The following is a 25,928-nucleotide window of genomic DNA, read 5'->3' as shown; positions in this document are numbered from 1 at the left end:
TTGAGCATTTATGGAAGGAAAAATCAAGATCCGTAAGAACGATACGGTAGAAGTGATTGCGGGCAGCGAGAAAGGAAAGCGCGGCGCCGTATTGCGTGTTTTACCTGAAAAAAATCAAGTGATTATTCAGGGCGTTAATATGGGTAAAAAAGCAATGCGCAAGCGTTCTCAGCAGGATCAGGGCGGAATTGCCGAAATCGAGATGCCGATACATATTTCAAATGTCATGATAGTCGGTAAGAAAAGTGGCGTATCCCGCATTGGATATAAGATGGACGGCGATAAAAAAGTGCGTTTTTGCCGTAAGGGTGGAGAAGTATTATAATGAGCAATTATGTGCCACGGCTTAAGAAAATCTATACGGAAACGATAACGCCTGAGCTTACAAAAGAGTTCGGCTATACTACGGTTATGCAGGTGCCGAAGCTTGTTAAAATCGTACTCAGTATGGGAGTTGGCGAAGCATTGACAAATAAGAAATTGCTTGATGCTGCGGTAACCGATCTTGGTACTATTACCGGCCAAAAAGCGGTAAAAACAAAGGCAAAGAAAAGTATCGCTAACTTTAAACTTCGTGAAGGGCATGAGATCGGGGCGATGGTAACATTACGCGGCGCCAAAATGTATGAATTTTTGGATCGTTTTATTAATGTTGCGCTGCCTCGTGTTAAGGATTTCCGCGGTGTCAATCCGAACGGGTTTGACGGGAGAGGAAACTATTCATTAGGTGTTACGGAACAGATTATTTTCCCTGAAATTGACTTCGATAAAATCGAAAAGATCGCAGGATTGAATATCAACGTCGTAACGACGGCAAAAACCGATAAAGAAGCACGGGCGCTTCTTTTGAAGTTCGGTATGCCCTTTAGAAAGTAAGAGAGGTTTTCATGGCAACAACAGCAATGATAAATAAGGCAAACAGTACGCCGAAGTATTCCAGCCGCCAATACAACCGCTGCAGAGTATGTGGTCGTCCGCGCGGATATATGAGGAAATTTCAGATGTGCCGTATTTGTTTTCGCAAATTAGCAAGTGAAGGCCAGATACCTGGCGTTACAAAATCAAGTTGGTAGGAGGTAAAAAATGAGCGTTTCAGATCCCGTCGCAGATATGCTTACAAAGATTCGGAATGCAGCGGCAGCCGGTCATGAGAAAGTCGATGTGCCTTCTTCAAAGTTAAAACTTGAAATTGTGAAGATTTTGAAAACCGAAGGTTTTATTAAGAATTTTAAAAGACTTAACGAAGCCGGCGAAAGTACAATCCGGATGTTCTTAAAATATGATGATAACGAATTACCCGTTATCCATGGTATTGAAAAAGTGTCTACACCCGGACGCCGCGTATATTCAGGATATAAGATGCTTCCCCGCGTATATAACGGGTACGGCACTCTTATTCTTTCAACTTCGGTGGGCGTTATCACCGGCAAGCACGCAAGCGAAAAGCAGGTTGGCGGCGAGCTTATCTGCAAAGTTTGGTAGGAGGCGAGTGTGTCAAGAATTGGAAAACTTCCGGTAGCTGTTCCTGCCGGAGTAAAAATCAATATTGCCGATGGTGCATTGACCGTTGAAGGCCCCAAGGGGAAGCTTTCCCGTACCTATAATTCTCTGGTACAGGTAAAGTTTGAAAACTCTGAGGTTTCCGTAACACGGGTGAACGATACCAAAGAAGCCCGCTCGTTTCACGGTCTGTATCGGAATTTAATTCACAATATGGTCGTGGGCGTCAGTCAGGGCTTTTCTAAAACCTTGGTTGTAAACGGCGTCGGTTACCGTGCCGAAGTACAGGGCAAACTGTTGGTAATGGCTTTGGGCTATTCAAACGATTTTATCGCATTGATCCCCGAAGGCATTGAAGTAAAGGTTGAACCGCAGGGAAATAAAATTATTATCTCCGGTATTGATAAGGAAAAAGTCGGCGAATTTGCAGCGCAGATCCGTAAACTCAGATTACCCGAACCCTACAAGGGAAAGGGTATCCGTTATGAAGCCGAAGTCATTAAACGCAAAGTCGGTAAGACCGGTGTTAAATAAGGATAGGTACTATGTTTAAAAAGCGAATCGAGAAAGATAGAAAGAGATTTAAGCGTAAAGTTCATATCCGTAAACGGATTTATGGAACAGCTGAACGTCCGCGTATGACTGTCTTCCGCAGTAATAAGAATATTTCGGTGCAGGTTATCGATGATGATGCACGTGTAACTGTTGCGTCGGTATCCACACTCGAAAAAGATTTTAAGCCCTTAAAAGCAAATATCGAGTCCGGAGCAAAAATCGGGGAAGAACTCGGTCGGCGTCTTAAAGAGAAGAATATTACGACGGTTGTTTTTGATCGAAACGGTTATCTGTATCACGGTGTGGTACAGGCAGTTGCAGACGGTGCCCGGAAAGCGGGAATAAATTTCTAGGAGCGGATATGGATCGTCAGAAAGATTTTAACAGAGACAGTTCACATCGCGAGAAGGAACTGGTAGAAAAGCTGGTTAAGTTAAACCGGACTGCAAAGGTTGTAAAGGGCGGACGCCGTTTCTCTTTTTCTGCTTTAACGGTTGTCGGTGATCAGAATGGACACGTGGGATACGGTTTCGGCAAGGCGAATGATGTAAGTCAGGCTATTAAGAAGAGCATTGAAAAGGCGAAAGCCAATATGATTTATATTCCGCTGAAAAACGGTACTATCCCGCATGAAGTGCAGGCTAAGTTCAAAGGTTCTTCAGTATTGCTTCGCCCTGCCCGGTCAGGTACGGGAATTATCGCAGGCGGTACTATCCGTGCGATTATGGAAGCAGCCGGAGCAGCGAATGTTCTTTCAAAGTCCTTGGGGTCAAACTCCGCAGTAAATGTGGTTCGTGCGACCTTCGAGGCTGCATCGGAATTAATGGATGCTAAAACTATTGCTAAGAACCGCGGAAAGTCTATTACGGATGTCTGGGGGTAAACTATGGCAAAGAAAATTAGGATTACGTTAGTTAAAAGTACCATTGGACAAAAAAAGCCGGTTCGCGCAACCGTTCGTTCCTTGGGACTTGGAAAATTGCATTCCGTAGTTGAGCACTCCGCTTCTCCCGCCATCTTAGGTATGGTACGGGCGGTTTCTCACTTAGTTGAAACAGAGGAGCTTGATTAATGTCTGATTTTATATTGAATGCGCCGAAAGGGGCAAATAAAAAGAAGCGCATTGTAGGTCGCGGTTCTTCATCCGGTCGAGGAACGACATCGGGTAAGGGAAACAAAGGCCAGAATGCACGCTCCGGCGGTAAAACCTATATCGGTTTTGAAGGCGGACAAATGCCGTTGTATCGCCGCGTTGCAAAAAAAGGCTTTTCTAACTATCCCTTTAAGGAAGTTTATTCGGTTGTAAATTTATTTATGATCGACGAAAAATATTCCGATGGGGAAACCGTTAATAAAGAAACGCTGAAAGCAAAGGGACTGGTAAAAAAGCAGACTGCTTTGGTAAAAGTGCTCGCTTCCGGAGAGCTTACAAAAAAGTTGACGGTTGATGTAGATAAAGTTTCCGCACAGGCGCAGGCAAAGATTGAAAAAGCCGGCGGGACGGTCGTTAAACAAAACGGCTAAACAGGCGGGCTTCATACATGGCTAACAATGCACTTGTAAATGTATTTCGGATAAAAGAATTACGTGATCGTATCCTGTTTACGATTGGAGTTTTGATCGTTTTCCGCTTGGGATCGGTACTTACTATTCCCGGTATTGATCCCCATGCTTTATCGGCATATTTCCAATCGCAGGTACGGGGAAATGCTTTTGTCGATTATATGGACTTCTTTGTCGGCGGGGCATTCTCCACCTTTTCCGTATTCATGCTGGGCGTTATGCCGTATATTTCAACTCAAATTTTGATGCAGCTTGCGTTGTTCGTATTTCCGAGTTTGAAAAAGATTGCGGAAGATGACGGCGGTCGGAAAAAGATACAGGTATGGACGCGTATCCTTACCGTATTTGTCGCATTGATTCAATCGTATGCGGTAACCTTTTATGCGTATATGATACCCGGCGCTATTGTACTTCAGAGCCGGTTTATGTACATCTTTGTTTCGATGCTTACCGTAACAACAGGTACGATGATAACGGTTTGGCTGGGTGAGCAGATTACGGCTCGCGGTATCGGAAACGGTATTTCAATGATTATCTTTGCCGGTATTATTGTCCGGCTGCCCCATGCCGTTTCTCAGATGATCCGGCTGGTGCGACTCGGTGAGTTGAACCTCGTATTTGTCGTGATAGCATTGATTATGTTTGTCGGCATTATCGTACTGGTTGTTTATGAGCAGCAAGGACAGCGGAAGATACCGGTGCACTATGCGAAGCGGGTTGTCGGGCGGAAAATGTATGGCGGTCAAAATACCTATATTCCGTTTAAGATTAATCCGTCAGGTGTTATTCCAATCATCTTTGCATCATCGTTTTTGACCTTCCCGATTTCGATTGCGACAACGATAGGACCGAATGTCCGATGGTTGAACAGTCTTGCGCATTTTTTGCGTCCGAACGGTTTGTGGTACAATATTTTCTATTTGATCCTTATTGTGTTCTTTGCATATTTTTATACACAGATTTCGTTAAACCCCACAGAAATTGCAAAGCAGATAAGGGAAAATGGAGGCTCGATTCCCGGCATTCGAACCGATAAAACCGAGGAATACTTGCAAAGAATTCTAAATCGTTTGATTTTGCCCGGTTCTTTGTATCTGGCGCTGATCGCCGTCTTACCGACTGTGATACAGACTATTTTCGGCTTCCCTCAGTCGATTTCAATGCTGATGGGTGGAACATCACTTCTCATCTTGGTTGGCGTTGATCTTGATACGATGAGTCAAATTGAAGCGCAGCTTAAAATGCACCATCATGAGGGGTTGGTAAAACGAGGAAAGCTCAGATCACGGAATCTGTAGTATTTCAGGAAAGGTTATTCTTTTGTTAAGGAGAAGAACAATATGAAAGTAAGAACCAGCGTAAAGCCTATTTGCGATAAATGTAAGGTTATTAAACGCAACGGAATTGTGCGGATTATCTGCACGAATCCCAAACACAAGCAGCGACAAGGCTAATGGAGGAAACTGAAGAATGGCTCGTATTTCTGGGGTCGACCTCCCCAATAAACATGTTAATATCGCGTTGACGTATATCTATGGAATATCTCACTCATCTGCAAAAGCAATTTGCGAAAAGTCAAAAATTGATCCGATGCGGATGATCAACGATTTAAATCAGGATGAACTTGCCGCCATCCGTGCCGTTATCGACCAGGATTACAAGGTTGAAGGCCGGCTTCGTACCGAAGTCGCTCTGAACATCAAGCGCTTGATGGATATCGGCTGCTATCGCGGTTTACGACATCGTAAAGGCTTGCCCGTCCGCGGACAACGCACAAGAACTAATTCTCGTACTCGCAAAGGTAAGAAAAAGACCGTTGCCGGTAAGAAGAAGTAATTTTGGAGGATAAGCTGTGGCTACAACCGCAAAAAAACGAAAAGAAAAGAAAAGCGTATATGAAGGAAATGTCTATATTCAGGCAACCTTTAACAATACCATTATTACCATAACCGATTTGAAGGGCAATGCGTTGTCTTGGGCATCCTCCGGCGGCTTGGGATTTAACGGTGCGAAAAAATCTACCCCCTTCGCTGCACAAACAGTCGCGGAAACGGCTGTACAGCGCGTTCAGCAGTATGGATTACGGGAAGTTCACGTATTTGTGAAGGGACCGGGTGTCGGCCGCGAATCTGCAATCAGAACACTTGGCGTTATGGGGCTTAAAGTTCGCTCCATTAATGACGTAACCCCTATTCCGCATAACGGTTGCCGTCCCCGCAAGACCCGCCGCATCTAATAAAAAGGAGTTTAAATGGCTCGTAAAAATCTTTTGAAAGGATTCAAAAAACCAAAAGGTCTGGAATTTGCAGCAGATGTCTCAAATGACAGCTATGGTAAGTTTACGGCGTCTCCCTTTGAAACAGGATTCGGCACAACGATCGGCAATTGTTTGCGGCGTGTTTTGTTGTCTTCGATACAAGGGTATGCTATTTCCGCTGTAAAAATTACCTCTTACGGCGCTGATGATGTTCCGCATGGTATATCGAGCGAGTTTGAAGCAATTCCAAACGTAACCGAAGACACGATGGAAGTTTTGAATAACCTCAAGCAAATGCGGCTGCGGCTCCCAAATGAGATTGAACAAGATGTCTTTTTGTTTGATTTTAAAGGCCCATGCTCCGTTAGTGCAGCCGATTTTGCAAAACCCGGTCAACTTGAAATTTTATCCGATGATCTTCATATTATGGAGCTGATGGGAAATGCTCATGTTGAGCTGGAAGTTCAGGTTGATTTCGGCCGCGGTTATGTACCGGCGGAAACGAATGAAAAATATGTCGAAGTTGTCGGGACAATCTCGTTGGATACTATCTTTAGCCCGGTTCGAAAAGTCAGCTATGAAATTCAGCCGTGCAGAGTAGGGCAGCGCAACGATTATGATAAGCTTGTGCTTGAAATCTGGACGGACGGTACCATACGGCCTGAAGATGCGCTAGCGGAAGCTGCAAAAATCGCGAAAGAACATTTTACCGTTTTTGTGAACTTTAACGAGAATGAACTTTTGAGCGATGATGAATCCGATGAAAGCGATGAAATGATAAAGCAGTTGCTTGACACACCGATAACTGAGCTTGATCTTTCCGTGCGGGCTTCTAATTGTTTGAAAAACGCAAACGTTTCAACAATCCGTGATTTGACAATGATGACCGAGGATGAGATTTCGAAAACTCGAAATGTCGGAAAGAAGAGTTTGCAGGAAATACAAGAAAAGTTGGCGGAACGTAATTTGAGTTTGGGTATGACTGATTACAGTCATTTAAAGAATTCGATCAAGTTATCGAGACAGAAGGAAGAAACAGATGAAGCATAAAAACGGCTTTAATCCGCTTTCACGTACCAGTGCACATCGCCGCGCATTGCATCGTAACATGGTTACATCACTGTTTAAGTACGAGCGGATTACTACGACAAAACAAAAGGCGATGGAGATTCGGCGAACCGCAGAAAAGCTTATTACCCGTGCTAAGGTCGATTCAGTACATAATCGGCGGCAGGCTGCAACCTATATTTGGGATGAGGCAATCTTGAATAAATTGTTTACCGACATCGGGCCGCGTATGAAGGAGCGGAACGGCGGATATACTCGTGTGCTTAAATTAGGGTTACGCGAGGGCGATGCCGCACAGGTTGCAATTTTAGAGCTGGTTGACTATACGCTCGATAAGAGCACGAAGAAGTCGGCAGACGCAAAGAAAGACGGTGCAGACAAGGGTGCTGCAAAGTCAAAGGCAGCGGAGGGCTAAACTATGTCGAAAGCACATCGCGGAAAGGGAATTAAAAGTGTTCCCAACCATGGGCGGGGTACTTGTCCCGTAACCGGCCAAACCGGTGTTAAACTTCTGTATGAACAAGAAATTGACGGAAAGAAAGTCAATATCTCAAAAGTCGGCCGTGCAATGCTGAAAAACAAGAAGGCCGCCGAAGCTAAGGCGTAAATATAACGCTATGTTTTGCAAAAAACGCTCGCTTTGCCGAGCGTTTTTTTATGCCCTATTGTTTTTGCCATAGCGGTAGTGCGGCTTGTCATACTGATAGTTTTGCTCATGTATCACATAGACAAACTGAATTTTGAAATTGCTCGCATTGTTTTAGGCAGGCGTTACAGGTCGTTTTATATTTTTCTATTAGAGAGCCGCATTCAGTATATATTAATTTATCAAGCTTGATTCCTGTCCATGGCTCGTTCGGAAACTGTACAGTGTAATTATGTAACGTTTTAAGTAATTGACATATAAAATATCTTGAATCGATTCCCTCAATTTTAAAACTAAAACGGTTATCGGATTGAATAGTAAAACTCAGCAACGTTTCACTAATTTTTTTGCATGTTAATCTTTTATAGTATCCTTCCTGATCGATATTCACATATGCCCTTTTATGTATTTCTAAATTTTCGACACGCTTAATCCATTGTAAAAAATTCGGAAATGAATCCATTATCGCCGAAAAATCTACTGTTATGGAATAATCATAATAATAGAAATGTAAGTTTGTCCAACCGTGATGAACATGATCAAATTTTGTAAAAAGCTTATAATACAATTGTTTATATCTGTTCATTGCTTATACCTCGGGTTCTTATTATACCACACTATTGATTTAATCTCATTTATGCCCTATTGTTTTTGCCGATACAAAAGAAAAGACTATTATGATGATGATTGATTCGTGCGGAGGATTTAATACCCCGACGCTTTGCGTCGTAACAAAGGGTATTAAAGCCGACTGCAACCACCTTATGAGAACAACATACTCCGACGCTTGCGTCGGGGTTGTTGATTTGTGTAAAATTGCGGCTGCAAAACCTTATGGTTCTGTTTGTAAGTTAGCCGGTAAGGCATGGATACCGGTACAAGGTTTTGAATCGCATTTGGATGATGAGCTGGCTTTGCAGACTGATGGTTCATCCGGGCGTATGTGGCGCTTTTCTTCCGCTTCCGAAGGCCATAGTGATTTTAAGTTGAGCGATGTGCCGGTTCAGTCAAGCAAGCTTGTGTACTGTGAGGATATACGGCAGGAAGTATTTTGGAAACAGCTGTGCTGGGAAGAACCGTTTGTGGTGCGGTTCCGTAGTATTGGAGAAGCTGCGGAGCTGTTGCGAGGTATTCAACGAAATTGGGCGCACTATCCGCTTAACTGTTTTAGGCGGGCGGAATTGATTGGTGCAAAGCTGCCGTATATCAGCAAAAAAGAAAAACCGTTTCCTTATACCGTGCCGCTTGCCGGTATGGGGGTGTGGTCGTTGCTAGATGAACATATCTTGCTTGCATCTGCGAAAACCTCGTCGCCGTTTCCGCTCGGCGTTATCCGCTTTACCGAAGATCATCAAAATCCACCAAGCCGCGCCTACCTTAAATTGTGGGAAGCCTTAACCCTGTTAGACTTTTACTATCGATGTGCTGCAGAGCAAAAGGGAGGGGCTGTTCCATCGGTAATACCGGTAGACTGGGCATTACCTCAGCGCGGTTCCCATTGTGTGGATGCGGGGGCGTGTCCCGGCGGATGGACGTGGGTACTGAATAATCTGGGCGCGGAGATAATTGCTATTGACCGGAGCCCGCTGGCAGATTTTTTGATGCGTGAACCGCGGATTACGTTTATGCAGCATGATGCGTTTACATTAACTCCCGAAAGTCTCGGTAAACAGGATTGGGTATGTTCCGATGTTATTTGTTATCCGCCCCGCTTACTGGAATGGGTTGAACGGTGGCGGGCAAGCGGTCTTTGTTCAAAATTTATCTGCACAATCAAAATGCAGGGGGCGCCCGACTTCGATACGATCCGCCGCTTTGCGGAAATTCCTCATTCAAAAATTGTTCATCTTACTGCAAACAAACACGAGCTGACTTGGCTGTGTGCGCCGTTCATTGATGCGGGCGAGGAAATGTTTAATGAGTAAGTATATTTTGGGCGTTTCGGTCGGTCAAACATCGACATAGATGTCAATGTTTGACCGACCGTCGGGCTTTGCGGGGTTCCGCTAGCGCTTCATTCCTGCGGAACAGCTGCGCTGCCCCTCCAATCCCTAACGCTTATTATCTATGCCTCTTACCAATTAAGTTGTTCGCAGGAATGCCGTAGACGGTATGCATATTTTCAAAAGCCCTTGCATTTTGCAATATTTGCCCCTATACTTATAATTATGCTGAGCCGACGCATACTATTACCGCAATATAAAAACTCTTTCTCCAAAGCGCAAACCCTGTGCAATGTACTTGACATACCTGTAGCCGCATGGAATACTAACTCAGCAACTCAGCAACTCAGCAACTCAGCAACTCAGCAACTCAGCAACTCAGCAACTCAGCAACTCAGCAACTCAGCAACTCAGCAACTCAGCAACTCAGCAACTCAGCAACTCAGCAACTCAGCAACTCAGCAACTTAAGGCATAAGCATGGCCGTGCCCTGATAAGCGGGCAGATTTTTCATTCAGACAACACCATAATCGATTTCTCTCATCTTTTGCAGGCGGCAAACGTACTGTTAGTCTTTTTTTATTTTAAACCGCAAAGGATACCAAGTATGCGGAGGCGGATAGAGAGGAGCGTTTCAGCAATCAACAACCCCGATGCAGAGCGTCGGGGTATTAAACCCTCCGCACGAATAAATTTTGTACCTCATAATTACCCATTACAAATTAACCATTACCGATTATTTTCAGGGCTCTATCGTAGCAGCCGTCAGGCAGTGTGGTTCGACACAGGATAAATCAATTTAGGGCACCTCTAAAAACTATACCTGAGTTTTTAGAGGTGCCCTTTAGAATTATGAATGCATAATTTAAGGAATTCAGAATTCATAAAGCATAATTATGAATTAAGGAGAAAACGAACTCATAATGAGAGAACATACTAATTGGAGAGAGAATATAATGAAAACACGGAAATTGAAAGCAAGCAAGCTGATGAGCTTGTTTGCAATAGGATTGGTGTTTACCGTATTGTTTTTGTTTACCGGATGTCCGAATAAGATAACGGTTAAACCGGAAACATTTGCGGTAACGTTTAGTGCCGGGGAACACGGTAGTGTTGGAGCAGCGGTAGATAGTAAGCCGATTACAAGTGGCAGCGTAGTTGAAAAAGATAAGACGGTTGTGTTTACCGCAGTGCCTGAAAAGGGTTATGAAGTAGAGAAGTGGACAATTGAAGGCGGCGCCTTTGAAAGCGGTACCGGAACAGATGGTAACACTACCGCAAAAGTAAAGGTAACGGCTACTGTAACGGTAACGGTGAGCTTTAAGGTATTACCGCCTTCTGACGTAGCTGTAACCTTCGGCGTAGACGGCACACCGCCGAACGGTACGCTTAAAGCAAAGGCAGACGGGATAACGGATACAGCGGTAAGCCCCATAAACGTCGAAAAGGACAAAATGGTCACCTTTACCGCAACGGCTCATTCTGGGTACAAGGTAAAAGAATGGAAGGTAGACGGGGTTGTTATAAGCAACACGACGAATTCCTATACCCACACCGTTACAAAGGCAGTCGAGATTAAAGTGAGCTTTGAGAGTAACAGTGTACCGCCGACACCGCCCGCATCTGCTGATAAAACCTACACGGTAGGCAGCGTAGACTTTACGATGAAAGGGATTGCAGCGGTAACAGGCGGAAACGTGGGGCACAGCAATAAAAGCAATAACCAACCGCACACAGTAAGCCTTAGTGCATACCGGATAGGCGAGACGGAAGTAACGCAGGAGCTGTGGACTGCGGTGATGGGCAGTAATCCGAGTTTTTTTGATAATACGGGAAATAAAGTGCAGTGGTGGGCTACCTATGATACAAGTCCTGCAAGCGGCGAAGCGCAAGGAAAGCGTCCGGTAGAGAATATCGACTGGTATCATGCAATTGCGTTTTGCAATAAGCTGAGTCTTGCATGCCACCTAGACCCGTGTTATATGGTAACGGTTTCAGGAATCCCGATAGATTTTGCAACACTTGAATACAGTGCTATTCCCACATCGAATAATATTGAGTGGAATAATGTCGTATTAGATATAAGCAAGAACGGGTTCCGGCTGCCGACAGAGGCTGAATGGGAATGGGCAGCGAAAGGCGGAACTGAAAATGAATGGGCAGGAACGGATGATAACAGCGAACTTAAAAACTATGCGTGGTACGCTGATAGCGATGGAGGAGATACGAACGGTAAGACGCACGAAGTAAAGAAGAAGCAACCGAACGGATACGGGCTGTATGACATGAGCGGGAACGTATGGGAATGGTGCTGGGACTGGTATAGTAACAGTACGCCTGAAGGCGGGAAAACCAACCCTACGGGTGCTGATTCCGGTGATAGCCGCGTCCATCGCGGAGGTAGCTGGAACGATGGCGCGAGCAAGGCCGCTCGTGCGTATCGGGACGGCCGCCACCCGGACATCAGCTACTTCATTCTTGGCTTGCGTGTGGTTTGTCGCCCATGATGAAAACTGCACGTCCATGTGCAGTTTTCATCGACGAGATTTGTGCATGGGCACAAATCTCGCTGCTGCATAGAACCTCCGCCATCCATGGCGCTACTGAACAGCCATTTTCCGTAAGCTTTTGCAAATAGACGATGCAGATACGAGGCGCGAGCACAAATTAACCGCAGGCGTATCTATGATACGTTGAGGATTAATTTGTGTGCAGCAACGAAGTAGATGCGACGTATATTTGCAAAAGGAGAATATGCTCTGCATATCACCCCCGTACTTGCACACGTCGCAATCAGCCGATGCAGGAAGTATTGCAATAAGATTTTACAGGGCTAGCGGTTTGAGAGGATGCTCATTGTTCAATGCTACCGTTGGCTGTAGCGGTTCTAACCGTGTTAGTATCGCCATCCGTGGCGGTATATGGAGTCAGAAGATGGTCAGAAAACCTTATAACATCCCAATGCGTTTTACGGCGCGAAATGATTATGCGTTCAAAAAGCTTTTTGGAACCGAGGAAAATAAGGATATTATGATCGAATTTATTTCCTTGGTTACTCTTTTGAGTCAGGATGATTTTGATGATGTCCGTATCGAAAACAGCGAGCAGATTCCGCAATTTTATAACCAGAAAGCCGGACGGCTCGACATAAAAATCCGCTTAAGCGACGGGCGCAAAATTGATGTTGAGATGTCGTTTCCCGATAGACATCCGTGTCTATCGGGAAACACGAGTTTTGCCATTCGGCAAAACATTGCTTCTGCTGGAAAACACCGCCGTCCATGGCGGAGTAGATACGGAAAAAGGCCTCTACCGATAAAAGTCAAAAACTGATAAACTGATTACGATCCATAAGAACCAGCTCTTTTGCAAATAGCCTGTTGGGCAGTTGTACGTCCGTGTATAACTGCCCAACGACGAGATTTGTGCATAACACAAATCTCGCTTCTACCTAATTTCACGGACATCCGTGTCCGCTCTGAAATTACGAGGCATGAACAAAAATTAACCGCAGGCGTGCTTTTTGTACGTTGAGGACTAATTTTTGTGAAATAACGAAGTGTAGATGCACGTATTTTCAAAAGAGGAGGTATGAAATATCTTAATAGCCGAATATGATTATGATACCGATATTGCAGTACAGAGAGAAGAAAGTTTAATGCTTGGAATACAACAAGGTAAAACTCTCTGCCTCACCGAAGGTGCCCACCAAAAAGCACTCGAAACGGCAAAGAATCTCTTACACTTCGGGTTATCCGTTGAAAATATTGCAAAAGCAACAGGCTTAAATAAGGAAGATGTCGAAACACTGATTTAATTGGGAATGTATTAATTCGTCGGGCAAGAAAAGCGCAAAAAAATTCAGCGCATGCTCTATGCTATTATCATACCGTCGGATTGGTGCTAATGCTTATACGCCGCTGCGTAAAAGCGCTTCCCTAAAATATGTAACTGCACGCTCTCCGATTCCTGTTTGCCGTCGCCGCTTGATGAGCGTGCAAGCGGTTTTTATTACAATGCGTTCCATAGTAATGCGGCGTGTGTCCTGCCCCATCGCATCGAACTCAGCGGTTTTTGTGTCCCCGACCGCGCGGCGGATTATTTCCGTACCGGCAAAGCCGTAGGCATCGGCAAGTATTTCAGAAAGCCGCCACCGGATATACCGTTCGTTGTAGAGCGGGTCGCTTAATGGAACTGTTTTACACCGTTTCAACGCCTTTGCGGTAAAAAGCTGCGGGAGTGCTTCTATTGCGGCGGCTATCCGCTCAATAAAATCATCAAAATCATCGGCGGCGGAGAGCTTTTTGTGGCTGAAAGCAGCGTACATCAAAGAACAATAAAGATTTGCGATAATATTACCGAGGTCATATCCGATCGGGCCGTAAAAGGCAAATTCGGGGTCGATAATTTTCATGCACGGCTCGGTACACGGTTCGTTCGTTGCATTCCTATCGGAAGTGGCATTCGTATCGATAGGTATGCCGGCTCTGCTGCCGATAAAAATCGAACCGGTGTGTAAATCACCGTGGATAAGAGCCTCTGCCTTATTCATAAAGATTTCCCGCAGCGAAGCGACTTCGGCTTTAAGCACTTCATCGGTGTAAAGTGTTTTTCGAATAAAGCTCTCGTTACCGGGGGTAATGCGGTTGCGGTTTTTTCCGTTGCAGTACGGTTCGGAAAACACGAGCGTTTCGGAAATTGCGCATAGTTCGGGATTGATAAAAGCTTTTACCCGCTCCTTCTTTTCTTCCGGAGACAAAAACAAATCGCTTGTCGCGAAAACCGCATCGGCTAAAAAAGAAGCTGCATTTTCCGCGAAATTTGCCGGAAGCGGACGCCCTGCCATCAGTTCCTTCCGTAAATTACCGCAATAGGAAATATCTTCCATACAGATAGCGCTCATTGTATCGTCGTAGGCATATATTTGAGGTATGAACTGCGGGGTAAGGGCAGCGTAAATGCGGAGCGCTTCCACCTCTCTTCTGCTGCGGGTAATGTCGAGCGGACGTCCCGATGAGCGGAGCAACCGGTCTGCTTGTTTTACAATAATGCTTTTTCCACTGATACGAGAGCGCACTTGGAATACATAGTTGATGTTTCCGTCCCCGATTTCTTCCGCATCGAGCGGGTCATCGTGGGAAAATAACCGCAGCTGTTCAACGAGGTAGGTCTTTACTGTTTCCGTATCAAGTAAATAGTGCGTTTTCATAGTGGTATGTATATCCTTAAAATGCACCGGTCGAACAAAATATGGATTTTGTATCAGCAGTCGAAGTTAGACCGTGTTATGTTTTGAACAATCGGTAGAACAGCACAATCAGCAAAAAGAGGGCGTAACGGAATATATAGAATGCTTTAAAAGGATTGCGCAGCAGCTGCGGCCAAAACTCATGCCCTTTCCGAAATGCAGTGTCCGAAATACGCTTTTTACGTTTTGCAAAGATATCGATGATATCGTTGTTGTGGATAAAGATGCTTGCGGGCAATTTCGCTTTATTCCGATAAATCCATCGGACGCCGCCGGGAAGCCCATTTCCGGCAATCAGCAGGGCGGGATGGGCTTTGACAATCGAAAGGATAATGTCCTGTTCCATAGTCTTGCGGTAGAAACCGTTAAAACGGCCGACAATACCGATACCCGGAAAAGTTACGTGTACATTGCGTTCGGCATCGAGCAGGTTTTGCGCCCGTCCGCCCAGTAAGTAGAGCGATTTATAATGCGAGTCGATGATGTTGAGAATTCTGATAATCATATCAAAAGAATCGCGTCTAATCGGTACGGGAAGTTTGAGGAACTGCGCCGCTTTTAATAAACTTCTTGAAAGCGGAAGACAGAGCGCTGCTTGTTCAAGCATTGCGCGGTATTCCGCATCGCGGCGCGCTCTGAGCAAATCCCAGATTGTAATGAACACGATATGTTGAGGTTCTCCTTTGCTCAGCATATCTAATATGGTTTGCTCAATATCTTCATCGGGGAGGATATCGATAGGAATTGTTAAAAGGTTTATACGGGTAAGTGCCACTGATCAGCCTCGTTTATAGTAGTTTGCGCCGCTGCAATTGCATACAGTGCGGCGGTTTCTGCACGTAATACGTTCGTTTTAAAATGAATGGTTTGGAATGCCGCTTCACGGAGTATCGCTGCTTCCGCGGGGCTTATGCCTCCCTCCGCTCCGATTGCCAGTACGATGTGGGAAGGCTTTTCTGCAAGCAGTTGGTGAAATCCGACGGATGTCCCGGCGGCTTCGCTGCACTGAGCAAACACGGTAGTAGCAGCCGGTACAAGCGTTTTTAAGGTGTTGAGCATTTCGGCAAGCGGCGCCGGTTCCATAACGATGGTATCAACCGGAGAGCCCGATTGCTGCCGCGCCTCTTTGATAATGCGCCTGAACCGTTCCAGCTGTGCAGGGTTTTGTTTTTTTGCAATGGAAAATTCTCCGATTACTGGCAAAACGGCGCGCACGCCTGCCTCCGTTGCCTGCCGGATAATGGTGTCGGTTTTAGAGCCTTTGAGCACCCATTGCAGCAAGATAAGGTCGGCAGCAGGTGCGGCATACGCAAGCGAACTGTTTGCGGCTTCGTTGGTTGCACCCGCAGCAGCCGCCCCGCACACACTGAAGGGCGTTGGACGCCGCTTTAACCGCAGCGTTTTCTTTGCGGTGTTTATCGAATCGATGACCATATCGGCAGTGCCGCTTTGCGGGAGCACGGCCGGCAGTATATCACCTTCCCTCATACGCCGTACTTTTATCAAGTATACAAAAGCCTTGCCGCTCAAGGTGAGTAGACCATTACTGTCCGGCTCTTGTTCGATAATAAATTGCTTCATCGTTTCGTGATACCGATTTATGAAGCCTTCTTCAAGTCGGCTGCGGCTTTTTCTTGAGCTGCTTCGTCCTGCATTTGACGCACGGTTTTGCTGTTCCGCAGCAGTTGCGGCAATGTCCCGCTTTTAAGAATTTTGACAGCTTCCTGCAGCGGCGCGTCATATTCAATATCAGCTGCCGGAGCGGTATGCGTTCTATTGTATTCCTGCCGAATCAAGATGCGGAGCAATTCTTTGTTCAAGGAATATTCTTTTGCGAGCGATTCCGCATATCGGGTAATTTGTGCCGCGGTTAAATCCTTGTTCTTCTTTACAAAGTTGGAAAGTTTTTCATCTTTGAACAGTTTTTCCAGCTGCTTTTCGTCATCTGCCGATAACGGTGGAAACAGCTGTGCCTCTTTGTCCGGTTTGATGCCGGTTTTGTCGATATTTGCGTCACTCGGTGTATAATAGCGTGAAGTCGTCATCTTAAAGGAATCTTTTTGTGTCAAATCAAAGATCTGCTGTACAGAACCTTTTCCGTAGCTGGTTTCCCCGATGAGGTATGCCCGCTTATAATCTTTTAATGCCCCCGCCAATATCTCCGACGCGCTCGCTGAACCTTTATTGATAAGCACAACAAGCGGCACATCCGCAAACACCGCATCGATCGCAGTGTTTGTGTTAAACTCAAGGTTATTCTGCGGGATACGCGATTTTGTAGAAACGATCAACCCTTCTTTAATAAAAAGGCTCGCCGTATCGACTGCTGCAGTGATAAGTCCCCCCGGATTATTTCGGAGATCGAGTACTAATTTGGTTGCTCCTTCCGCTTGTAGGCTTTCCATTGCTTCCCGTATGCGGCGGCTACCGTTCGGATTAAACTCTATCAGGCGGATATAGCCGATATCCTTATCGAGCTTCATGTATTTAATGGTCGGCACTTCAATCCGAGCCCGTACCAGCTTAACCGGAAACTCCATATTCTTTCCGCGCCGAACGGTTACGGTAACGGATGTACCGATTTTGCCGCGGAGCTTTGCCACGACATCCGCCTGTGTCATCTCGATAACGGATTCTCCTTCGATTTCGGTAATGAAGTCATCTGCCTGAATACCGGCTTTCCATGCAGGGGTTCCTTCGAGGGCGGACGCAACTTCAATATAGGATGGGCGTTCAGCTGCCGAAGCCGTAGGCTTGGTAAAGGTAATACCGATGCCGCCGAAGTAGCCGGTTGTGGTATCCTGCAATCCTACGCCGGTTAAACTGCCGTTGTCGATATACATGGTATACGGGTCTTTGAGTGCATTGAGCATTCCTTCCGCGGCGCCCTGAAAGAGCACCTCCGGATTTACCTCATCGACATAATAGCGTTGAAGCGCCTCATTTAAGTATTGCAGGTATTGCATATACGGTATCGTACTTTGAGTCCGATCCTGCTGAGATTGAGCAAAGATAGACGGTGCATACGATACGGTAGAAATGAGAATAACGGAAAATAAACAGGTAATAATCCAAATTTTTCGAGGTTTCATAGAAAATATTTTCTATTATATTGGAAAATTGTCAAGCCTTTAGCGAGTTTGTATCTTTGTTCGCATATTTAAATGAGGTAAAGAACCTGATATGTGGGATAGTACAACAAACGATGCCTTGTATAGCGCTGTGCTTTTCGATACAATATTACTGATGATAAAAAGTACTGTCAGTGGAAAAGCATCCTCTCTGCGGACAATTAACTCTTACGGCGTGTTCCTTCCGTATTTGATTATTCCTTTCCGGATCAAAAGTGCAAAAGTACTCTTCCGTTTTTTACGTACCGTTATACGCGATTTTTTTTGGCTACAGTTTTCGGTAAAATGGCACTTTAAAACGATTCCCATTTTGGACGTATCCCACTCTCTCGATGAATTAATTCCTTTTACACCCGACAAAGTACAAATTTATTTGAATTTTACGAATTTTTGGATCCGGCCGATGACCTTTTTGTTCCGTCGGATTGGAATAAAAAAAGCGCTGCCGTATTGCACCGAATATCTTTCGATTATCGAACAAGCATATTCAGGGGCTGCAAAGATATACCGCTTTTGCATGACGACAACAAACCGCCCTGATTATAAAGCGGATAAGGCATTCAAAATAATTCATGCCTTAGACCCTCATTTGTTGTGCGTGCCAAGTCTGCACGTTTCTATCGTTGTTCTTGCATCGGTTTATTATGCCGAAGTGTTTAAACAGGAGGATTTTACACAAGAAGAGCGGGAATTCTATACGGAAGAATTACAAGAAGGAGCGCGGCATATTATTGAAAGTGTATTGTATATCAAGCAGCACAGTGTAAATTGCATTCCTGCGGCAATGTATATGATGCTGTATGTGCTGAAAGGCCGATTTACGATAAGCGCAGGAGTCGATATTATCAACAGTTTGTTTGCCGACGACAAGACACTTTCTGAGCAGGTCAAACAAGAAGTGAGGTCACACATTCACTTTATGTTTGAACGCCTCCTTTTAGAGGGTGCCCATGAAAATGATTGGACTATTCCCGTAAAACGATGGCTGCAAAGCTATGCACGCTCAAAAAATGCCGTTTTGCAGATCGATCGCTTGCCGCTTACATAACTTACCAATATGCCTGATGTCTACATCGGGTAAACGCATCAAGCTGTTTTTAGAAGTCTTATGCATTAATGATAAAATACTCGTGTCCCGTGTTTTTGATAAAACGCTGCAGGTCGCCGGAATCGATAAAAACCGTCGCTGTATTTTCATTCGGATGAAAGGTTAAAATGCGATATTCGTCAAGCATTGATTTATCAAAGTATACGGGGACATCGTGTGCGGTGTTGTTTAATAAACCGAACGGCGACACAACTCCTGCTGCGAGACCGAGCTTTTCTGCCAATAATTCTGCTGAAGCAAATTTAAATTCTTTTTCTTCGAGCATTTCCGCATACTTTTTCATATCAAGCCGTTTCATTTCGTCCATAATGAGTAGAATGCACCGTTTTTTATTTCTGTTTCGCAAAAAGAGCGTTTTTGTCCGGCACCCTTCTTTGCCTTCGATGTATTTGTCGGCTTCTTCTGTAGTTAAAGCCGGCGGGTGTTCGACAACTTCGTAACTGATACCCATATCTTGCAATGCTTTGTAAACGTGTTCGGCAGGTGTCATAAAAAATCTCCTTGTACCTTATCCGGTTCTTTAAATACTATAGCATAAATAAAAGAAAAGACAACACAGGAATATACTTTGGGGGATGGGGGCTGGGCAGGTCTTGCATAAAAAGCAGCATCCGTGTAGGCTTGATAGTGTGCCGTTTTTATGCAACGTTGTTTTTATATTACGTTGTCGTGAAAAAAACGAGCAGTCTAAGGAGTGTTTTATGAAGAAACTGATTGCATCGGTGATTGGTGCCCTGCTGATTCTCAGTACGCTTTCTGCACAGGAAGAAGGGGCAGAGGAAAAGTCAAAGATAAAATATTCGACAAATATCAATCTGGCTATTACCTATCCTTGGGCCGGCAAGCTGAATGTGACAGAAGTTATTAAAGTTCCGGTTTTGAACTTTGATAATCCGTTTATGCGTGGTAATAATATTAAATTTAAACTAGGGGCGGAACTTACGCCGGTTACCGTCGAAGGAAAGTTTGATGTGGTCTGGACTCCGCTCGCCTTTTTGGAAGTATATGGAGGTGCCAGTATTGGATCCGGGTGGACACTTGCAGGATGGCACGGCCTTGCCTTAAATCAGGATGTTTCCGGCACAACGAACAAAGTTCCTATTAACTTTAAAAACGCATTTTACACTGCTAATTTAGGCGCCGCTTTGCAATTTGATTTGGGGGCAATTATTCCGAATGATTGGACTCATATAATCGCGAGGGTTGATCAGTACTTTTTATACCGAGGTGTTACAGGTGTTGACCCGCTTACATCATGGGTGTTTCAGAATGACGACGGCGAAAACAGAAACGGCTTGACCTATTGTGCTTCATACGTGCTTGGCTATCAAATGCCCCTACCGATGAATATGATTGCCTTTAGACTGGAAACGGAGAAAACTTTTTTTAAAGTTCCTACCGGTGCCGATAAAAGTATATGGGGCGAAGATCGTTATAATGTCGTATTCGGACCAATCATCAGCTTTAAACCGATCGATCAACTGACGATCATGTTGATTGCACAATGGAAGACCGCTCATAACTATACAGGCGGTGATTTAAAAACATTTTATCAAAAACGTACAATCGATAAAAGTAAGCTGGACAAGATAGTCTTTAAGCGTGTGGGGATTATCTTCGATGTGAATCTCCCCAACAACTAATGGGCATCTCCAAAAACTTGGCTAGATTTTTTTAACAATGCCCTTATGAATGCTTTACACCGTCGGTGTCCTGCGCAAAAATGTTTCGATTGTGCGTATGGCTTCGACGGCGTGAGCTTGTGTTGCAGGGGAAGGATCGCGCAGCTTTTCCTTTAGCAATACCAACGAACGTTCAACCATTTCCGGTTCGTACTTTCCGATTACGCGGAGTATATCCGGGGAATGTTCACGAACATTCTTTTGGTCAGGATCGTCTAACATCCGTTCAAATAAACCGATGTACGGCTTAAAAACGGCTGCCTTAGCATGAGCAATACTTTGACACGCATCCAGCATTGCCGCCCGTACTTTGGGTATGGGGTCGCAGTGTAGCTGAATAATCTTATCCAACCTGCTTTTGACCGTATTGATATCCGCCCTCCCCGTGCGACCGATCGCCAAAACAGCCTGTTCCCGAATTTCCCAATTTCTGTCTTTTAATGCTGCAAAAGCACCGTCTATCAAATGTGTAATTTTTTCAGGCAGATGGTTTCCTATGCGGCCTAAAGTCTCGTAAGCTTGTGCGACCTCTTTTTCATTACTGCTTTTAATACTTTTGGTAACGAATGCAATATCTTCACTCGTCAGCTCCGTGGGAGTTGTTTGCGCTGTATACGCAATACTTTGAAGACGTTCAATATTTCTATTCATGTGTTCTTCCTATGAATAATGAGGATGATGTAGCAAGATGTTCAATGCTGATGTATTTTTAAGTGGGTGATACTATACTGTTAAATAAAGAAAAATCAAGTGCTTGAAAATCTTTCAGTACTTTCTCCGAATAAGTCGGCGGATTAGTGCGGTTTACCCGCTCCATAGCCTGCTCCCACAGCTGCAAAGATCGGGTGTCCAGTTCGGTTCCTTCCGTTAACACCATACTGCGGTACGGCTGCTTGTGCAGCTGAATATTTCCATACATTGCATGATTTTGCAGCTTCCAGTTCCGGTGAATATAGTCGCGCACTTGTATATACAGCTCCTCACGGGTGGCACAGAAGATCAATTTAATATCCTTGGCTTCGGTGCTGTTATTCGAATCTTCGTGGGTGCGTTCAATATATTCTGCAATTTGAGGGTTGTTGGTGATAATCAGTTGCTTCACGTAATTTTCCTTTTTATCTTTCGTTTAAGAGTGCTGCCGTTTCCATAATGCGATCGAGTTCTTCTTGGGTGTCGCACACGAGAGACGCTGCATAGTACAGTGCAATGGCTGTTTCGGTTGTGAGCATCCCCATCGGTACGGCTCCTTCCTTCCATAAATTCCGTGCGCTGGCATAGCTGGAAAAATCGATGACTTCTTCCTGTTGGGAAGTACAGTAAAACCTGCATTGCCGTTTTTTGCCGCGTTTAAGAAATTCCTTTATAGAATACGAACTGTCTTTCATATTTGCCGTACCGTTTTCATACAGCTCTAAGAAGAATGTGCGTATATCTTTTTGCAACGGAATGAGCCGGTCGCTCCGAATACCGGGATAGGTTTTTATCAAAAACATATTGTCGGCAGCTTCGCTCAATAAGCTTTCAAAAACAAGGCTGTCGCTTTCCTCATAATCCGAAAGCAGGCCTTCACCTCTAAAGAGCGGCGCTTGCATATTCCAGTTTACAAAGCCGATATCGCTTGAATCGACGAACTTGAGATTGAGCGGCGAAAGCACCTTACCGTTAAAAGAAACATATACCCCGTTTTCTTTCTCCCATGCAAGTTTGATTGCCGCGTTGAAGTTGCGCCGCGCTTCTTCAGATTCCGAAGGGGCGGTACCGGATGCGGTCAATACGATGGAAACCGGTGTGTCGGCAAAAAGCCAGTATATCAGCGGCGCAGTATAGACGAGGGTATCGGTTCCATGTGTTATGACGATGCCGTTTGCCGTACCCGAAGTGATCTTTTCGCAGATTGCGTGAATAAGCCGCGCCCAATCCGCGGGTTCCAACTCTTCGCTAAAAAGCCCGTCGGAAATACTCGGTTCGATACGGATATGCCGCTTTGCAATATCGGTATCCAAAAGTTCGGACAAAATTTTGGTGCTTCCCGCTTTCACCTGTCCGTTTTGTATAGTAGCCGAAATTGCGCCGCCCATCGAAAGCACATAGATAATGCGGATATTCAATTCTTCTTTAATGAGTTGTTTTACCAATTGCTGGTCGGCAAACCCTTTTGTCCGCTTCATCACCGCGCCGCACAGGATTTCAAGGTATTTCATCGAACCGGTTTTGAGCAGTTCCGCTTCTTTCGGATGTTTGCTAAGCATCTCTTGCACGAGAGTCCTCAGCGTTGTTTCATCCGATATCTTTATCCATTCGTCTTTCGCAAGCAAAGCTGCCGGGTCAGCGCCGTCTATGATAATCTTTTGTAGCAGCGTGCGGCTAATCGGATGGTTAATCGTTCCTTCCTGCGCAAGCCGCAAAATACGGGCAAAGTATTCAGGCTGTAAAACAAGGCAATCGATTGTTTTGCCGGCACGCTTCAGCAGTGGGAGAATATCTTCAAGGATGCCGTTTGCGGCGATTTTCGGCTCAATTCCGAATTGCAGCACCGCTTCAAAAAAATTCGCAAGCCGCGCCTCGGTACACAGCGCCCGTACAATCGGGATGGACAGGCCGAAGGATTGAATATAGCGCAGCTTCCGTGATTGCTGATTTTCCGGAGCAGTCTGCAATACCTCTTGCAGCAGCGTATCCGGCGCGGTGTAAAAAGCCTGCACTTCTACCGGTTTTGTTTTAACGTAATCAATAAAATCCCGTGTTTTATACGGTTCGGTACGCTCCATGCGGGCATTCCACAACCGACTTTCCGAAATCAGCTCCTTCCCCTGTTTGAGCATATCTTCCTGCCGCCGTAAATCTTCGTTTACCGCCTTCCGTACAAAGTTAAAAGAGTTAAGGTTCCTCAGTTTTACGTAGTGCTGCGGCGGGTTGGGGAATTCGGTAGAAGCAACGTAGGCATTGCAGCGGATTTTATGACTACTGTCGGAATCGGTGAGGAGTCCGATGTACCGCAGCCGGTTATTCAGTTCGGTTAAAAACATCTCCGCTTCTTCGCCCAGTTCAAGATTGTTACCGGTGCGTATCCTAATGCTCGGCATTCCGGCAGAGCTATAGTCCATAAAAGCCTTGCCGTCGGCGTGCATAAGGCGTCCCGCATCTTCTTCGATGCGTATTTCCAAAATATCAATCTGCTTTTTGTGTTTGTGAAATTCGATATCGAGCACGCCTTTTTCCGCAATTTTTACCGAAGCACCGCAGAGCTGATATTCGGGAGGGAGCGCCGGCATACCCGAAGGGTATTCATATTGAGCTTTTTGGATAAGCGTACAGCCGAGGCTTTGAGCAAGCCTGTATGCATCGCGGGCAATGCGTTCTTTTAAAAGCGGCGGATATCCCGGTGTGCGTGTACAAATAGGGCAACTTCCGGCAGCGGAGCCTGCTTTGCATGAGCAAAACGCTTTTTCATCCGATAAGATTAAAATGCGGATTTCAAGAAAAACAAATGATTGGTACAAGCGTTCCTCCTGCAACACTGGAATGAAATCAGATATCTCTAAAAAATTGATGAGTTTAAAAGATCCTCATCAGAATATACAAAAAACTGAAAAAATTATACAACTATGCGAAAAAATATGATATACTATATACGCGAAAGATTTGCTTAATTATTTTTATGATTTTTCTCAGTGTTTAACAGGACGGCACTATTTGAACGGTTATAGTTAAAACTGTGCAAAAAGAATACGAATAAAAGCGGCGGATTGTTGAGGAGCAGTGGTGAACAAGCGCGATTTTCCAAAAGTTCATTTTTATGATCAGGATTTTGTTGATATTTATGATAGGACATGGTCGTTCATTCAGGATTTTTTATTCAATATAAAAACGGAAAAAGGAGCAACCGAAAGTTTCTTTCTCTATCCCGATAACAACGGATGGTTTTTAAACCAGTCTGAAACCATCTTTTCATCGTTCTTTTTTGTTTACTCGAACAGGAACTATAATGCGAATCAAGGTTTAGACTTTTTTTATGCACATCAAGAAGAATCGGGGGCTATTCGATCTCAGTATAACGTCGAAACGGGCGAACCGGTTTTCTCAAGTGATAATCCCGAAGGGGTCGGTATGCCGCTTTTTGCATGGGCGGAATATAATATGTTCCACAAGACGGCGAATAAAAAACGGGTGAAGGATGTTATGCCGGTACTAACCCGCTATATGAAGTGGTTGGAAACCTCATTTAAGCAACCGAACGGATTGTATACCGTCCCGCTCGCAGCCGTAGAGATGTACAATACCCCGCGTGAGAAAGCTGCGTATCTGGTGGATTTTAATGCGGCGGTTGCGGTTAATGCGCTGTATATGTCGGTGTTGGGCGATATCCTTAACGACAAGGAATTGAGTTTTCAATATAAGCGGGTTTATTTTACCCTGAAAACCCGTATCAATGCCCTTATGTGGAATGCCGAAACGGGTTTTTATCACGATATCGATGCGGATGAACGGCAATTACCGCAGAAGACAATCGCCGGTTTTTGGCCTCTGCTTGCTGAAATTCCTAATGAGGATAAAGCCGAGCAGCTTTCCGCACACTTGCTCAATCCCAAAACATTCGGTTCCGATCATCCTATTCCCAGTTTGTCGCTTGATGACCCTGCGTATAATGAACGCGGTATGGGAGCGCTGGGCAGTGTATTCCCGCATTTGAACTTTATCGTCATTAAGGGCTTGGAAAAATATGAGCGATGGGAACTTGCGCGGGAATGTGCTATCCGGCATATCTATTACGTGCTTGACGGACTTGCTCCCGATGGTAACAGCAAAAAAGGCGCGTTGTGGGAAGCGTATTTGCCGCAAAAAGAAGGTCCCGCGCAGTGGCCCGGGCATGAAAATTTCCCGCGTAAGCAATATCTTTTTTCGGCAGCGCTCTCGACCATCACATTGATGATTGAAAATGTGATCGGACTTTCTATCAGCTTCCCGCGGAAAACCGTCGATTGGATTATTCCGAACCTTGAGGTGATGGGAATCGAAAACTTGAGCTTGAAACGGAACCTCGTTACCATCCTGTCGTCAAAAACGCAGCGGGGCTGGGAAATCCACATGGAAAGCGAAAAGCTCTATTACTTTACCATCAATATCCTCGGACAAAAAAAGAAAACGCTTCCGATACCTTCCGGTAAGTGTTCGATGCTCATCGATAAACTGTAAGCGGAGCTGCCTGTAAGGTTTGGCGAGACCTTCA

Annotated in this window: 30 protein-coding genes and 1 pseudogene; 23 read left to right on the top strand and 8 right to left on the bottom strand. The window is 45.1% G+C overall.

Annotation, left to right across the window (positions count from 1 at the left end):
• Positions 1-10 precede the first annotated feature (10 nt).
• The 20 genes and pseudogenes from rplX to QI63_RS12585 form a co-directional block, all read left to right on the top strand.
• Positions 11-325: a 50S ribosomal protein L24 gene (gene rplX / locus QI63_RS04235; protein WP_044014178.1), complete on the top strand. Its 315-nt coding sequence runs from the start codon at positions 11-13 to the stop codon at positions 323-325.
• Entirely contained in the window at positions 325-876 is a 552-nt protein-coding gene (gene rplE, locus QI63_RS04230; RefSeq protein WP_006188382.1) for a 50S ribosomal protein L5, read from the top strand. The genes rplX and rplE overlap by 1 nt, the downstream gene beginning before the upstream one ends.
• Before the next feature lie 11 nt (positions 877-887).
• The gene (locus tag QI63_RS12595; RefSeq protein WP_081984397.1) at positions 888-1,073 is read left to right on the top strand and encodes a type Z 30S ribosomal protein S14; all 186 of its coding nucleotides are present in this window, start codon (positions 888-890) and stop codon (positions 1,071-1,073) included.
• Between the two features lie 10 nt (positions 1,074-1,083).
• Positions 1,084-1,482: a 30S ribosomal protein S8 gene (gene rpsH / locus QI63_RS04225; RefSeq protein ID WP_006188384.1), complete on the top strand. Its 399-nt coding sequence runs from the start codon at positions 1,084-1,086 to the stop codon at positions 1,480-1,482.
• A gap of 9 nt (positions 1,483-1,491) precedes the next feature.
• The gene (rplF, locus tag QI63_RS04220; protein WP_044014175.1) at positions 1,492-2,034 is read left to right on the top strand and encodes a 50S ribosomal protein L6; all 543 of its coding nucleotides are present in this window, start codon (positions 1,492-1,494) and stop codon (positions 2,032-2,034) included.
• An 11-nt stretch (positions 2,035-2,045) separates the two neighbouring features.
• Positions 2,046-2,408 (top strand): 50S ribosomal protein L18, encoded by a 363-nt coding sequence (gene rplR / locus QI63_RS04215; protein ID WP_044014173.1) that lies wholly within the window; start codon positions 2,046-2,048, stop codon positions 2,406-2,408.
• A gap of 8 nt (positions 2,409-2,416) precedes the next feature.
• Positions 2,417-2,938, top strand: coding sequence for a 30S ribosomal protein S5 (rpsE, locus tag QI63_RS04210; RefSeq protein ID WP_016522586.1), 522 nt, complete (start codon positions 2,417-2,419; stop codon positions 2,936-2,938).
• A gap of 3 nt (positions 2,939-2,941) precedes the next feature.
• Positions 2,942-3,127, top strand: coding sequence for a 50S ribosomal protein L30 (rpmD, locus tag QI63_RS04205; protein WP_006188388.1), 186 nt, complete (start codon positions 2,942-2,944; stop codon positions 3,125-3,127).
• Positions 3,127-3,579: a 50S ribosomal protein L15 gene (rplO, locus tag QI63_RS04200; protein ID WP_044014170.1), complete on the top strand. Its 453-nt coding sequence runs from the start codon at positions 3,127-3,129 to the stop codon at positions 3,577-3,579. Before rpmD ends, rplO begins: the two co-directional genes overlap by 1 nt.
• A gap of 17 nt (positions 3,580-3,596) precedes the next feature.
• Complete coding sequence (gene secY / locus QI63_RS04195; RefSeq protein WP_044014166.1) at positions 3,597-4,916, top strand: preprotein translocase subunit SecY; 1,320 nt, start codon at positions 3,597-3,599, stop codon at positions 4,914-4,916.
• A 42-nt stretch (positions 4,917-4,958) separates the two neighbouring features.
• Positions 4,959-5,072, top strand: a complete 114-nt coding sequence (gene rpmJ, locus QI63_RS04190; protein ID WP_002672206.1) for a 50S ribosomal protein L36 — start codon at positions 4,959-4,961, stop codon at positions 5,070-5,072.
• 16 nt (positions 5,073-5,088) lie between these two features.
• Positions 5,089-5,454: a 30S ribosomal protein S13 gene (gene rpsM / locus QI63_RS04185; protein WP_016519026.1), complete on the top strand. Its 366-nt coding sequence runs from the start codon at positions 5,089-5,091 to the stop codon at positions 5,452-5,454.
• Positions 5,455-5,470: 16 nt separating this feature from the next.
• Positions 5,471-5,854 (top strand): 30S ribosomal protein S11, encoded by a 384-nt coding sequence (rpsK, locus tag QI63_RS04180; RefSeq protein WP_006188392.1) that lies wholly within the window; start codon positions 5,471-5,473, stop codon positions 5,852-5,854.
• A 15-nt stretch (positions 5,855-5,869) separates the two neighbouring features.
• Complete coding sequence (locus QI63_RS04175; RefSeq protein ID WP_044014155.1) at positions 5,870-6,925, top strand: DNA-directed RNA polymerase subunit alpha; 1,056 nt, start codon at positions 5,870-5,872, stop codon at positions 6,923-6,925.
• Entirely contained in the window at positions 6,915-7,358 is a 444-nt protein-coding gene (gene rplQ, locus QI63_RS04170) for a 50S ribosomal protein L17 (protein WP_044014153.1), read from the top strand. Before QI63_RS04175 ends, rplQ begins: the two co-directional genes overlap by 11 nt.
• Positions 7,359-7,361: 3 nt before the next feature.
• Complete coding sequence (locus QI63_RS04165; RefSeq protein WP_006188395.1) at positions 7,362-7,550, top strand: hypothetical protein; 189 nt, start codon at positions 7,362-7,364, stop codon at positions 7,548-7,550.
• An 803-nt stretch (positions 7,551-8,353) separates the two neighbouring features.
• Positions 8,354-9,514: an SAM-dependent methyltransferase gene (locus QI63_RS04155; protein ID WP_235619823.1), complete on the top strand. Its 1,161-nt coding sequence runs from the start codon at positions 8,354-8,356 to the stop codon at positions 9,512-9,514.
• A gap of 974 nt (positions 9,515-10,488) precedes the next feature.
• A complete protein-coding gene (locus tag QI63_RS04150) occupies positions 10,489-12,039 on the top strand; it encodes an SUMF1/EgtB/PvdO family nonheme iron enzyme (RefSeq protein WP_052185474.1) in 1,551 nt (516 codons plus the stop codon).
• Positions 12,040-12,466: 427 nt separating this feature from the next.
• On the top strand, positions 12,467-12,865 hold the full coding sequence (locus QI63_RS12790; protein ID WP_044014149.1) for a PD-(D/E)XK nuclease family transposase: 399 nt from the start codon (positions 12,467-12,469) through the stop codon (positions 12,863-12,865).
• Positions 12,866-13,127: 262 nt separating this feature from the next.
• A pseudogene (locus QI63_RS12585) lies at positions 13,128-13,349 on the top strand (hypothetical protein); the annotation flags it as partial.
• Between the two features lie 93 nt (positions 13,350-13,442).
• Here QI63_RS12585 and QI63_RS04140 read toward each other — a convergent pair.
• The 4 genes from QI63_RS04140 to QI63_RS04125 all read right to left on the bottom strand — a co-directional run bounded on the left by QI63_RS04140 (position 13,443) and on the right by QI63_RS04125 (position 17,872).
• On the bottom strand, positions 13,443-14,741 hold the full coding sequence (locus QI63_RS04140) for an S-methyl-5-thioribose kinase (RefSeq protein ID WP_044014147.1): 1,299 nt from the start codon (positions 14,739-14,741) through the stop codon (positions 13,443-13,445).
• 76 nt (positions 14,742-14,817) lie between these two features.
• Positions 14,818-15,555, bottom strand: a complete 738-nt coding sequence (locus QI63_RS04135) for a WecB/TagA/CpsF family glycosyltransferase (protein WP_044014145.1) — start codon at positions 15,553-15,555, stop codon at positions 14,818-14,820.
• Positions 15,537-16,361 (bottom strand): RsmE family RNA methyltransferase, encoded by an 825-nt coding sequence (locus QI63_RS04130; protein ID WP_044014143.1) that lies wholly within the window; start codon positions 16,359-16,361, stop codon positions 15,537-15,539. Before QI63_RS04130 ends, QI63_RS04135 begins: the two co-directional genes overlap by 19 nt.
• Positions 16,362-16,378: 17 nt before the next feature.
• Positions 16,379-17,872, bottom strand: a complete 1,494-nt coding sequence (locus QI63_RS04125; protein WP_044014141.1) for a S41 family peptidase — start codon at positions 17,870-17,872, stop codon at positions 16,379-16,381.
• Between the two features lie 154 nt (positions 17,873-18,026).
• On the opposite strand from QI63_RS04125, the gene QI63_RS04120 reads away from it, so the two are divergent.
• Positions 18,027-18,959 carry a hypothetical protein gene (locus tag QI63_RS04120; RefSeq protein ID WP_044017019.1) on the top strand — a complete coding sequence of 311 codons (933 nt, stop codon included), beginning with the start codon at positions 18,027-18,029 and terminating at the stop codon, positions 18,957-18,959.
• 58 nt (positions 18,960-19,017) lie between these two features.
• On the opposite strand, the gene QI63_RS04115 is transcribed toward QI63_RS04120, so the two are convergent.
• On the bottom strand, positions 19,018-19,509 hold the full coding sequence (locus tag QI63_RS04115; protein WP_044014139.1) for a prolyl-tRNA synthetase associated domain-containing protein: 492 nt from the start codon (positions 19,507-19,509) through the stop codon (positions 19,018-19,020).
• Positions 19,510-19,720: 211 nt separating this feature from the next.
• Here QI63_RS04115 and QI63_RS04110 point away from each other — a divergent pair, with 211 nt between their 5' ends.
• A complete protein-coding gene (locus QI63_RS04110; protein ID WP_044014137.1) occupies positions 19,721-20,662 on the top strand; it encodes a hypothetical protein in 942 nt (313 codons plus the stop codon).
• 54 nt (positions 20,663-20,716) lie between these two features.
• Here QI63_RS04110 and QI63_RS04105 read toward each other — a convergent pair whose 3' ends face one another.
• The 3 genes from QI63_RS04105 to QI63_RS04095 are packed head-to-tail and all read right to left on the bottom strand — an operon-like array spanning position 20,717 to position 24,201.
• A complete protein-coding gene (locus QI63_RS04105) occupies positions 20,717-21,352 on the bottom strand; it encodes a HEAT repeat domain-containing protein (RefSeq protein ID WP_044014135.1) in 636 nt (211 codons plus the stop codon).
• 58 nt (positions 21,353-21,410) lie between these two features.
• Positions 21,411-21,803 carry a GrdX family protein gene (locus QI63_RS04100; protein ID WP_044014133.1) on the bottom strand — a complete coding sequence of 131 codons (393 nt, stop codon included), beginning with the start codon at positions 21,801-21,803 and terminating at the stop codon, positions 21,411-21,413.
• Positions 21,804-21,816: 13 nt separating this feature from the next.
• Positions 21,817-24,201 (bottom strand): asparaginase domain-containing protein, encoded by a 2,385-nt coding sequence (locus tag QI63_RS04095; RefSeq protein WP_235619779.1) that lies wholly within the window; start codon positions 24,199-24,201, stop codon positions 21,817-21,819.
• 262 nt (positions 24,202-24,463) lie between these two features.
• Here QI63_RS04095 and QI63_RS04090 point away from each other — a divergent pair, with 262 nt between their 5' ends.
• A complete protein-coding gene (locus QI63_RS04090) occupies positions 24,464-25,894 on the top strand; it encodes an MGH1-like glycoside hydrolase domain-containing protein (RefSeq protein WP_044014129.1) in 1,431 nt (476 codons plus the stop codon).
• Positions 25,895-25,928: the final 34 nt, after the last annotated feature.

Origin of the sequence: Treponema sp. OMZ 838, assembly GCF_000775995.1 — a bacterium.
GTDB lineage: Bacteria > Spirochaetota > Spirochaetia > Treponematales > Treponemataceae > Treponema.
Note: the sequence above shows the minus strand (reverse complement) of the source record. Positions and strands in the feature narration are given on the sequence as shown.

Excerpts from the sequence above, each read along its gene's own strand:
- rplX (WP_044014178.1), top strand. The coding sequence starts at position 11 with ATGGAAGGAAAAATCAAGATCCGTAAGAACGATACGGTAGAAGTGATT.
- rplE (WP_006188382.1), top strand. The coding sequence starts at position 325 with ATGAGCAATTATGTGCCACGGCTTAAGAAAATCTATACGGAAACGATA.
- QI63_RS12595 (WP_081984397.1), top strand. The coding sequence starts at position 888 with ATGGCAACAACAGCAATGATAAATAAGGCAAACAGTACGCCGAAGTAT.
- rpsH (WP_006188384.1), top strand. The coding sequence starts at position 1,084 with ATGAGCGTTTCAGATCCCGTCGCAGATATGCTTACAAAGATTCGGAAT.
- rplR (WP_044014173.1), top strand. The coding sequence starts at position 2,046 with ATGTTTAAAAAGCGAATCGAGAAAGATAGAAAGAGATTTAAGCGTAAA.
- rpsE (WP_016522586.1), top strand. The coding sequence starts at position 2,417 with ATGGATCGTCAGAAAGATTTTAACAGAGACAGTTCACATCGCGAGAAG.
- rpmD (WP_006188388.1), top strand. The coding sequence starts at position 2,942 with ATGGCAAAGAAAATTAGGATTACGTTAGTTAAAAGTACCATTGGACAA.
- rplO (WP_044014170.1), top strand. The coding sequence starts at position 3,127 with ATGTCTGATTTTATATTGAATGCGCCGAAAGGGGCAAATAAAAAGAAG.
- secY (WP_044014166.1), top strand. The coding sequence starts at position 3,597 with ATGGCTAACAATGCACTTGTAAATGTATTTCGGATAAAAGAATTACGT.
- rpmJ (WP_002672206.1), top strand. The coding sequence starts at position 4,959 with ATGAAAGTAAGAACCAGCGTAAAGCCTATTTGCGATAAATGTAAGGTT.
- rpsM (WP_016519026.1), top strand. The coding sequence starts at position 5,089 with ATGGCTCGTATTTCTGGGGTCGACCTCCCCAATAAACATGTTAATATC.
- QI63_RS04175 (WP_044014155.1), top strand. The coding sequence starts at position 5,870 with ATGGCTCGTAAAAATCTTTTGAAAGGATTCAAAAAACCAAAAGGTCTG.
- rplQ (WP_044014153.1), top strand. The coding sequence starts at position 6,915 with ATGAAGCATAAAAACGGCTTTAATCCGCTTTCACGTACCAGTGCACAT.
- QI63_RS04165 (WP_006188395.1), top strand. The coding sequence starts at position 7,362 with ATGTCGAAAGCACATCGCGGAAAGGGAATTAAAAGTGTTCCCAACCAT.
- QI63_RS04155 (WP_235619823.1), top strand. The coding sequence starts at position 8,354 with ATGAGAACAACATACTCCGACGCTTGCGTCGGGGTTGTTGATTTGTGT.
- QI63_RS04150 (WP_052185474.1), top strand. The coding sequence starts at position 10,489 with ATGAAAACACGGAAATTGAAAGCAAGCAAGCTGATGAGCTTGTTTGCA.
- QI63_RS12790 (WP_044014149.1), top strand. The coding sequence starts at position 12,467 with ATGGTCAGAAAACCTTATAACATCCCAATGCGTTTTACGGCGCGAAAT.
- QI63_RS04140 (WP_044014147.1), bottom strand. The coding sequence starts at position 14,741 with ATGAAAACGCACTATTTACTTGATACGGAAACAGTAAAGACCTACCTC.
- QI63_RS04130 (WP_044014143.1), bottom strand. The coding sequence starts at position 16,361 with ATGAAGCAATTTATTATCGAACAAGAGCCGGACAGTAATGGTCTACTC.
- QI63_RS04125 (WP_044014141.1), bottom strand. The coding sequence starts at position 17,872 with ATGAAACCTCGAAAAATTTGGATTATTACCTGTTTATTTTCCGTTATT.
- QI63_RS04120 (WP_044017019.1), top strand. The coding sequence starts at position 18,027 with ATGATAAAAAGTACTGTCAGTGGAAAAGCATCCTCTCTGCGGACAATT.
- QI63_RS04115 (WP_044014139.1), bottom strand. The coding sequence starts at position 19,509 with ATGACACCTGCCGAACACGTTTACAAAGCATTGCAAGATATGGGTATC.
- QI63_RS04110 (WP_044014137.1), top strand. The coding sequence starts at position 19,721 with ATGAAGAAACTGATTGCATCGGTGATTGGTGCCCTGCTGATTCTCAGT.
- QI63_RS04105 (WP_044014135.1), bottom strand. The coding sequence starts at position 21,352 with ATGAATAGAAATATTGAACGTCTTCAAAGTATTGCGTATACAGCGCAA.